The organism is Streptomyces sp. NPDC031132 (assembly GCF_055570595.1).
Window position 1 is genome coordinate 1 of the sequence record NZ_JBVIGX010000075.1, and the last position, 8,394, is coordinate 8,394.

Annotated in this window: 9 protein-coding genes and 1 pseudogene; 5 read left to right on the forward strand and 5 right to left on the reverse strand. The window is 69.3% G+C overall.

Features of this window, described 5'->3' with window-relative positions:
• Positions 1-39 precede the first annotated feature (39 nt).
• Positions 40-827 (reverse strand): annotated as a pseudogene (locus tag ACZ49B_RS38825) (IS5 family transposase).
• Between the two features lie 98 nt (positions 828-925).
• On the opposite strand from ACZ49B_RS38825, the gene ACZ49B_RS38830 reads away from it, so the two are divergent.
• The 3 genes from ACZ49B_RS38830 (at position 926) to ACZ49B_RS38840 (ending at position 2,254) form a co-directional block, all read left to right on the forward strand.
• On the forward strand, positions 926-1,057 hold the full coding sequence (locus ACZ49B_RS38830; protein ID WP_468315966.1) for a hypothetical protein: 132 nt from the start codon (positions 926-928) through the stop codon (positions 1,055-1,057).
• Positions 1,054-1,980, forward strand: a complete 927-nt coding sequence (locus ACZ49B_RS38835; protein ID WP_468315968.1) for a hypothetical protein — start codon at positions 1,054-1,056, stop codon at positions 1,978-1,980. The genes ACZ49B_RS38830 and ACZ49B_RS38835 overlap by 4 nt, the downstream gene beginning before the upstream one ends.
• A 64-nt stretch (positions 1,981-2,044) precedes the next feature.
• The gene (locus tag ACZ49B_RS38840) at positions 2,045-2,254 is read left to right on the forward strand and encodes a hypothetical protein (protein ID WP_468315971.1); all 210 of its coding nucleotides are present in this window, start codon (positions 2,045-2,047) and stop codon (positions 2,252-2,254) included.
• A 13-nt stretch (positions 2,255-2,267) separates the two neighbouring features.
• Here the strand turns inward: ACZ49B_RS38840 and ACZ49B_RS38845 are convergent, their stop codons facing one another.
• The 4 genes from ACZ49B_RS38845 to ACZ49B_RS38860 form a co-directional block, all read right to left on the reverse strand.
• Entirely contained in the window at positions 2,268-2,804 is a 537-nt protein-coding gene (locus tag ACZ49B_RS38845; protein WP_468315974.1) for a DUF4240 domain-containing protein, read from the reverse strand.
• Positions 2,805-3,151: 347 nt separating this feature from the next.
• Entirely contained in the window at positions 3,152-4,417 is a 1,266-nt protein-coding gene (locus ACZ49B_RS38850) for a multidrug effflux MFS transporter (protein ID WP_468315977.1), read from the reverse strand.
• A 3-nt stretch (positions 4,418-4,420) separates the two neighbouring features.
• Entirely contained in the window at positions 4,421-5,065 is a 645-nt protein-coding gene (locus tag ACZ49B_RS38855; protein WP_468315980.1) for an NAD(P)-dependent oxidoreductase, read from the reverse strand.
• A gap of 23 nt (positions 5,066-5,088) precedes the next feature.
• Complete coding sequence (locus ACZ49B_RS38860) at positions 5,089-5,841, reverse strand: MBL fold metallo-hydrolase (protein WP_386680108.1); 753 nt, start codon at positions 5,839-5,841, stop codon at positions 5,089-5,091.
• Positions 5,842-5,922: 81 nt separating this feature from the next.
• On the opposite strand from ACZ49B_RS38860, the gene ACZ49B_RS38865 reads away from it, so the two are divergent.
• On the forward strand, positions 5,923-6,552 hold the full coding sequence (locus ACZ49B_RS38865; protein ID WP_468315983.1) for a winged helix-turn-helix transcriptional regulator: 630 nt from the start codon (positions 5,923-5,925) through the stop codon (positions 6,550-6,552).
• A gap of 773 nt (positions 6,553-7,325) precedes the next feature.
• The gene (locus ACZ49B_RS38870) at positions 7,326-8,042 is read left to right on the forward strand and encodes a hypothetical protein (RefSeq protein WP_468315985.1); all 717 of its coding nucleotides are present in this window, start codon (positions 7,326-7,328) and stop codon (positions 8,040-8,042) included.
• The last annotated feature ends 352 nt before the right edge of the window (positions 8,043-8,394 follow it).

The following is an 8,394-nucleotide window of genomic DNA, read 5'->3' on the forward strand; positions in this document are numbered from 1 at the left end:
AGATCAAACGCAAGGCATAAGAGCCAGTCGTAGCGCGAGTCAGGCCACCGCCCAGAGCGGCACCCGAACATCCTCACAGTCGTAGCGGGTGGCCATGCCGCGCCATTGCTTGAGGCGGTGGAAGCACCGTTCGACCACGTTGCGGCGCCGGTAGTGGGCCTTGTCGAAGTGGCAGGGCGGTTCCCGGCGCGTGGCCCGGCCTGCGAGCTGGTCGACGCGTTCGGGGATCGTGGCTTTGATTCCGCGCCTGCGGAGGTAGGCGCGGAACGTGCGGGATGAGTAGCCCTTGTCCGCGACGACCCGCTCGGGCCGGGTCCTGGGCCGGCCGGGCCCGGGCCTTGCGATGCGGATGAGGCTGATGACGGTCTCGGCCTGGGTGCAGTCGTTGCGGGTGCCCGCGGTCAGCACGAAGGACAAGGGCCGGCCGCGTCCGTCGCAGGCGAGGTGGATTTTGCTGGTCAGTCCGCCGCGGGAGCGTCCCAGGGCCCGTTCCTCCAGCCCCCTTTGGCGGCGGTGTGCTGGTGGGCCCGCACGATCGTGGAGTCGATGGCGACCAGCCAGTCCACCTCCGCCCGTCCCTGGGCGGCGGCCAGGAGACGGTCGAAGGTGCCGTCGGCGGCCCAGCGGGCGAAGCGTCCGTGGACGGTCTGCCATGGACCGAACCGCTCGGGCAGGTCCCGCCAGGGCACACCGGTACGGAACTTGAACACGATGCCTTCCAGCACCTGACGGTGATCACGCCACCGGCCACGGGCACGGCCCACCGGCGGCAACAACGGCGCGATCGCCGCCCACGCCGCATCGGACAACTCAACTTCCCTCACCACCGGACCAACGATCCGATGATCGGCAAGACACCCCCTAGTGCCGCGTCAGGCAGCGTTCGCCCCGGTGGTCAGACACACTGACGCGTTCCTTGGCCAGAGTGGAGAGGCTGAGCCTCTTCTTCTGGGTGGTGGGCCTGCTCGGCCGGATGCTGCCGGGCCTCGACGGCGCTGGCCGCGAGCGCGCCCTTGGCGGCCTGCTTTCGGTCTACTGGCTATCCTCGCGGACGTGATCTACGAGGAAGCAGTGGGTACGGCCGAGGGCCCGCCGACAACGGCTCGGGTGCAGGATGTGCTGAATCGGGCTGCGCGCGTCGTGATCGTCGAAGGATCGCCTGGCGAGGTCGAATCCGTCGACCTGGAGCGGACCGTGGTGACCGGTGACGGGATCGCTGCCCTGGCCCGGCTGCTGGCCATCGTGGACGGCGGGACGGGTGACCGGTGCCTGTGCCACGGCTGGCCAACGATCACGGTCCACGACTCGGACGGCGGACTGATCGCCTGCTGGACGCTGCACCACCAGTCCGGTCTGCGAGGGGTCGGCGATTGCGACGCCGACCTGATCGACGGTCCGGCGCTCACCGAATGGCTGGCTGAGCGGGGTCTGACCCGATCGCGAGAGGTTCAGGCAGAGCTGGCTGCCCAGGAGGCCGAGACCGAGCGGCGCCGGATGCGTTGGGTACAGGCTGCGCCGGCCGGACTGGCAGGCGCAGCCGCGGACGTGGCTCAGCCATCGGGCCGTGGTTACGAAGCCTCGTCACGTCAAATGCAGAACGCCGGGGACCGGCTCGCCGCGCTCACCCGGCACCGCTACCCCGACGGCATCGAGCGGGTTCGCGCCCTGCTGGCATGGGCGGGGAGCTCCTCGAGGGAGTCCACCGGCGGCCTGAAGTGGTACGACATGGCGGTGCAACGCCAGCTCCTGGCCGAATCCCCTGACCTCGTCCTCGCCGCGCTCCTCGCACGACCTCCGAGCCCGGTCCAGCTCGACGGGGCAGCCCAACTGTTCGGCTCCCTCGAATGGACGGGCGCATACGGCAGGCAGCTGTCCGAACCGCTGAGGTCCGTGCTGATCGGGCACATCCGGGCCAACGGCACCGACGCTAGGAGGTTCCGGTTGCGTCACGGCTACTACGGTGCCGAACGGTCTGTCTGACAGCACCCTGCAGTGATGGCCGCCGACCTGCTGATCCCAGTCGTCCCCTCGAGGAGATTCCCAAGTGACCGAAGAAGACCTCGACGTGGTGGTCGGTTGGACCCGGGGCGACACCACGGTCCGCTGGAGCGGCCCTGCCGGAGACGTCGAGAAGTCGTACGAGCGTCCGCCGCAGGACGTCATGGCGTGGCGGGAGTACGGCGAGACGCTGGTCGTGGTGGTGGAAGCCATCAGCACTGCACCGTTCACCCCGCTGTTGGACCTCGTCTTGTGACGCGAGCTTCCGCTTACTCCAGATAGAGAGCTGCCAAGCGGGGCAGTCGGCGGGTCATTTCGTCGTGGTCATCGAAATCGAAGTTCCAGGTGGGGTCCAGCTCCCGGTAGCGCATGGTGGGTGGGCTCGCTGGGAGCTGATCACCGGTCGCCGAGATGTGTGCGTTCCAGGCGATGCCCAGCATGTCCTCACCCTCCAGGTCGACGCCGTCGGCTGCGGAGGCTTGAACGATGGGCAGTTCTGCCAGGGCGTCGGGATCAGCGACTACGCGTTCGAAGACTTCACAGCCCTGAGCGATCAGCCAGCCGCGGAAGTAGTCGAAGCCGTCGTCAGAGCACCCACCGTTGGCAAGGTAAGCAGCGGCCCAAAGAGGATTGCTGTAGGAGTCAACCATCAGGTCCCACAGAACCTGCTCAGCTGCGACGATCTCCTCGACCGGCCGGGAGGCCAGCAGCGAGGTCGCCTCGCGAGCGACCGCTTCGCCGTCGTTCGGGTTGGACGCTTGATTGCGGGCTGCCTCAATGAGCTGCCAGAACTGCTGCTTGTTCATGGAGGCAGAGCCTGCCACCTGGTACTGACATCGGGCCGGTCGCGGGAGCTTGGCTCACCAGAGCAGCCACGTCGCTCCTGTCAGCGTGTGTGGTCGCCAGGTGCATATCGACTCCAGGTTCCTCCGGCATCGGTGACCAGGCGGATGGCGGTCTTGTCGTGGTAGCCGAGTGCCTTCGCGATGATGGGTGCCGGGGCTTGGAGGACGAGCTGGCGGATCGCGGAGGTCCTGCCTCGTTGCGGCGGGACGCCGATCTTTCGCGTTCCACGCGTCGCTACACCCGTCCGTCGTCGTACGTCTGTCACGCTGATCGCGGAATCACCCTGTTCGCCAGACGCTGGCCCGATTCACTGGATGCCGGCTCGTCTGCGATCGATGTGCCGGCGCGGTCGCCGGTGCCCGGCAGGTCCTTGGCGAGCCGGCCTGCGAGTGCGCTCACCGGGCATCGACCGGGTGAGGACGCCGAGTGTGAGCAGAGCGAGCGCCGGCAGCACGGCGACGAGGATTCCCATCGGCAAGGCGTCGGTGGCGCCACCCGCGCCGGCCAGCGGAGCAAGTGCCGCGCCGAACATGAACTGGCTGAAGCCGAGCAGAGCGGCTGCCGACCCGGCGTGTCCGCCGTGGTCGGCCAGGGCCTGGGCCGCGGCGTTCGGCATGACCAGGCCCACGCTGGAGACCAGGACGAACAGGCCGATCAGGAGCACGGGCAGGGGTGCCCGTGTCAGCACCGCGCCCAGGACCGTGGTGCCACCGGCTGTCGCGCCCAGCAGACCGGCGAGCAGCAGCACGCGGGCGCCGGCCTGGGCCACCAGCCGGCCGCTGATCTGGGCGGCCGCAACGAGTCCGGCGGCGTTGACGGCGAACACGGCGCTGTACTGCTGCGGTGACAGGCCGTGGATTTCCTGCAGGACGAACGGCGAGCCGGAGATGTAGGCGAACATCGCGGCGAAGACCAGGCCGTTGGCCAGGACGTACCCGGTGAAGACCCGGTCGCTGAGCAGCTGCCCGACGACAGCCGGCAGCGGCTGGCGTGACGCGGAGGACCGGGTCTCCGGCAGTCCTGCGGCGGAGGCCGCCAGCATCACGGCGCCGAGTACGGCCAGGCTCACGAAGATCCCCGGCCAGGCCGTGACGCGCAGTAGCTGGCCGCCGAGGACCGGCGCGAACACCGGCGCCAGGCCGGTGATCAAGGTCAGTGCGGAGAAGAGACGTGCGGTGCGGGTTCCGGAGGTGCGGTCGCGGACCATGGCGTTGGCGATGACGATGCCGAACGCCCCGCCGATGCCCTGGACCAGGCGTAGGCCGACGAAGGTCCGGACGTCGGGCGCCACCGCGCAGAGCGCGCTGGCGATCGTGTAGAGGGCGAGGCCCGCCAGCAACGGACGCCGCCGGCCGTAGGTGTCGCTCAGCGGCCCGGCGATCAGCTGCCCGATGGCCAGCCCGGCCAGGCAGGCGGTGATGGTGAGCTGGGTGGCCGCGGCGCTGGCGCGCAGGTCGCCGGCGAGGTCCGGCAGTCCGGGCAGGTAGCCGTCGATGGACAGTGGTCCCAGGGCCACGAGCGCTGCGAGCAGGACGATGAATCGGGTTTGCCGGCCGGCGGCGTCGTTGCTCATGGCTCAGTACGCCACGGTGATGCGGCGGCGGATCGCGGTGCCGCTCTCGATCGTGTCGGCCAAGGCGACCGCGTAGTCGGCGTACGAGATGCGGCTGTTGCCGTCGTTGTCGGTGAGCAGGGTGTCCCCGGCGCTGCGGTAGGCCCCGGTCCGCTCGCCTGCTCCGATAACCGCGGCGGGCGACACGTACGTCCAGTCGAGGTCGTGCACGCCGCGGTAGAGGTCGAGCGCTTCGGACTGGGCCTCGGCGTTGGCCTTCCACAGCGCGGGGAAGTCCGGGTCGTCCATGACCCGGGCGCCGGTCGGCGTGCGCAGGCTACCGGCACCGCCGATGGTGACCAGGCGGGTGACGCCGGCTCGGCGGAGTCCGTCGATCAGCGCACGGGCGGCACCGACGATCGTGGCGCGGTCGTTCTCCTGGCCGATCCGGGGGCCGACGGCCGACAGTACGGCGTCGTGGGAGGCGGCGAGGCCGGCGACCGCGGCGGCGTCTGTGACGTCACCGGTGGTCACGGTCAGGGCCTTGTGCTTGAGTCCGTCGACGTGGCCGGCTCGGGTGACCGCGGTGACGGTGTGGCCGCGACGCAGTAGTTCCTCGGTGGTGGGCCGGCCGATGTTGCCGCTGGCACCGAACAGGACGATCTTCATCTGTTGCTCCTTGTTTCTGATGGTCAGAGGACGGGCTGGCCGTCGGCGATGATGGCCGCGGTGATGCCGCGCTCGTCGGCGGCGTGCTGGAAGCGCTGCTCGATGTCGGGTTGTTCGGTGTAGAACGGCGGGTTGTGGAACAGGCCGTAGTGCATGGCGCAGACGGTGCCGGCGCCGAGTGCGACGGCGGCCTCGACGCCCTGCTCGGGGGTCATGGTCGCCGGGACGTTGGCCGCGTAGCCCTCGAAGTGGGCGATGACGCCGTTGACCGGGACGAAGGCGACGTCGAACGGGCCGTGGTCGCGGGCGATCTGCCACCAGCTGCCGTGCCACTGGGTGTCGCCGCAGTGGATGACCCGCCGGCCGGTGCCTTCGACGACCCAGGCGACCTGGTCACAGTCGTTGCCGCGCCAGTCCAGCGAGGTCACCGGGGTGACGGTCAGCTCTCCGATGCGGCGTGACTGGCCCAGGTCCTGGGCAACGGGGGTGATGCCCACCTCGTGCAGCGCCGCCGCGCTCGGGGTGTGGCAGCCGATCGTGCCGGTGGCCGCGATACGGGCGATCAGGTCGTGGTCGTAGTGGTCGGGGTGCAGGTGGGTGATGAGGGCGTGGGTGCCGGGCGGGGTATCGACCGGGTCGACCGGCCGGTGCGGCGGCCCCATCACCGGCGCCAGCGGAGCGACGTTCTCAAGCGGGTCGATCAGCAGGCGGGTGTCGCCGAGACGGATCTCGACGCCGGCCCAGGCCAGCCGACGCACGGAAAGGGTGGGGGTCATGGGCAGCGACGCTAGACCGACGTTGTTGAGAAAGTCAACAAGAGAGTTTTGAATCTCAACACCACGATGTAGGGTGGTGGCATGCGCACCTACGGGCAGTACTGCGGCATCGCGAAATCACTGGACACCATCGGCGACCGATGGACCCTGCTGATCGTCCGCGAACTGCTCGCCCTGGGTCCTTGCCGGCACACCGACCTGCGCAACGGGCTGCCCGGGATCGCCAGCAACCTGTTGGTCGACCGGCTCCGCGAACTCGAGGAAGCCGGCGTGATCCACCGCGAGGCCGCCCCGCCGCCGGTGGCCACCACCCTGTTCTCCCTCACCGAGCGTGGCCGCGAGCTGGAGCCGGTGCTGCGGGAGCTGAGCCGGTGGGGCGTGCCGCTGTTGCGTGAGCCGGGCGGCAACGACACCTTCCGCACCCACTGGCTGGACATGCCCGCCCGGGCACTGACCGACCACCGCCCCGACCAGCCGGCAATCGCCCTGCAACTGCACGCCGACGGCAACGAGGACCTGGTCATCGAAGTAAAGGACGGCTCGGTGCACACACACGCCGGCCGGGTCGACCACCCCACCGCGTCACTGACCGGACCGCCGCACCTGCTGGCCGCGACCCTGCTCGGCGACCTCGATCTGAGCGCCGCAGTACAGCAAGGCCTGCGGCTCAGCGGCGAACGCGAGGCAGTACTGCGCATCCTGCCCCGCTGATCCGGGTGTGAGACTGGTAGGAACATCGGTACAGCCGTTGGCGCTGAGAACGATCATGGTCAGCTAGCACACAGGCTGAGGACTCCGCTGGGGTTCACCCGAGCTTCATTGTGGAGGTCGCTCGCGGAGTCGAGGCCTTAAAGGACGGTCGGAGCGAGTTCGGCGATCAGGCGGGCAAGGTCGGCTGGCCAGGTGGCGGTTTCGTCGAGGTCGACGGTGTCGGGTGCGGTCACCGGACAGGCATACCGAATCGGGGGCGGTTCCGTAACCCGGTGGTGCGCTTCGCGTGCAGGTCGTGCAGCGGGCCATCCATCACCGCCAGATAGCGGTACAGGTCGTCGGCCCACACGGGCACTCCCCGTGCTGAGGTACGGCCGGGGTCCGTACCGCGCAGCGGGGACGGGGTGGCCGGGTGCGGAGCCTGGGCTGGCCCGGCATCCTTGTCGTCTTCGTCTTCGTCTTCGTCTTCAGCCCCCGCTGACTCCGTTCTCACAGCCCTATGACGGACCTTCGGCATTGTCGACGCTCGCTCGGCCTGGCGGGAGAATGCCCGGCCAGGGCGAAGGTGAGACGACGCGGCCCCCCGGCATCGAGGACGCCCGGCCGGGAGACCCAGCCAGAGCTACTCAAGCTCGCGGCCTTCCGAGTTCCTTCACTCCGGGCCAGCGGGACCGGCCGGTCATGCGCGAAACCGGCCACAGTTGGCGGCGCCGTTGCTCCGTTCGGCCCACACCCTGGCGCCTGAGATCGCTTCCACGACTAGCGTCTGTTCCATGAGCGGGCTGAGAAAGCCGGGCGATGGGCAGGGACCCCCGCTGCCCGACGAAATCCAGGCCATACTCGGGAAGCGCCTGGACGATGTGGCCAAGATCCTCGCCGGGGCCCTGGTCACTGTAGCGGGCGTCATGACCGCTCTCGGGCTCACCAGCGACGTCGTCTTCGTCGCGCTCAACAACGAGTCGTGGCCCATCTACGTGGCGTCGCTCTGCGCCATCCTGGCGATTGTCTGCAGCATCGTGTCATTGCTGATTCGTCCCACGCGGCGGGGCAACATGTGGGAGACCGCCGTGCTCATCCTCGGAGTCATCTTCTACATGGTCGCGCTGAGTGTGGCGGTGATCGGTGCCGCGAAGGCGGCGGGCGGGAACGGGCGGCCGTCTGTTATCGATGTCAGCCTCACGGGGCCCCGGTCCGATCCGAGGCTGAGGTTCGGCGTGCACGCCGACGGCGTCGATACATGGTCCACCATCGAGGTGTACGCGTATGCCGTGGATGCGGACGGGGAAGCTCTGAAGCCGCCGGTGGACTTCTTCCGCAGCAATCTCCGGCCCAATGACCGGGGCGTGATCGAGCACCGGGTCGACACACCGGTCACCATTCCGGCCGGGGCGTGGGGCATCGCTATCAACGCCGTGGCCGCCAACGGGGCGGAGGCTTGCGAGGCGCTCTCGGAGCGCGGGCCCACATGTGTGGTGATCCAGCTGCCCTGACGTGTCTCAGGCCGGCGGGCGCAAGTCCAGGCACCCCCGCCGGCAGCGGCTCGCGACGGTGTACGCGGTCCTCAACGACGTACTCGACCAGCACCTCTCCCCGTCACCGTCATGCGCATGCTGCGTGAACACGACGAGCACACAACCGCGATGGAAACACCGGCTGAACCGCGGCCCAGCCCTTGATGCAGCGGCCGCATGCGAGCCGATCAGCGTGCCCCCGCCTTCGCCGCCGGGCGTCGCCGCCGTCACCGACCGGGCTCGCTACGCCGGCGGTGGTGTCCAGCAGTCGGGGCCGCCGCCGCGCCAGTCGACCAGGGTGGGGTCCGTGACGTCGAAGTCCTCGGCGTTC

Coding starts and splice junctions, on each gene's coding strand:
- ACZ49B_RS38860 (WP_386680108.1), bottom strand. CDS start 5,841: ATGACCCCCACCCTTTCCGTGCGTCGGCTGGCCTGGGCCGGCGTCGAG.
- ACZ49B_RS38850 (WP_468315977.1), bottom strand. CDS start 4,417: ATGAGCAACGACGCCGCCGGCCGGCAAACCCGATTCATCGTCCTGCTC.
- ACZ49B_RS38870 (WP_468315985.1), top strand. CDS start 7,326: ATGAGCGGGCTGAGAAAGCCGGGCGATGGGCAGGGACCCCCGCTGCCC.
- ACZ49B_RS38865 (WP_468315983.1), top strand. CDS start 5,923: ATGCGCACCTACGGGCAGTACTGCGGCATCGCGAAATCACTGGACACC.
- ACZ49B_RS38855 (WP_468315980.1), bottom strand. CDS start 5,065: ATGAAGATCGTCCTGTTCGGTGCCAGCGGCAACATCGGCCGGCCCACC.
- ACZ49B_RS38845 (WP_468315974.1), bottom strand. CDS start 2,804: ATGAACAAGCAGCAGTTCTGGCAGCTCATTGAGGCAGCCCGCAATCAA.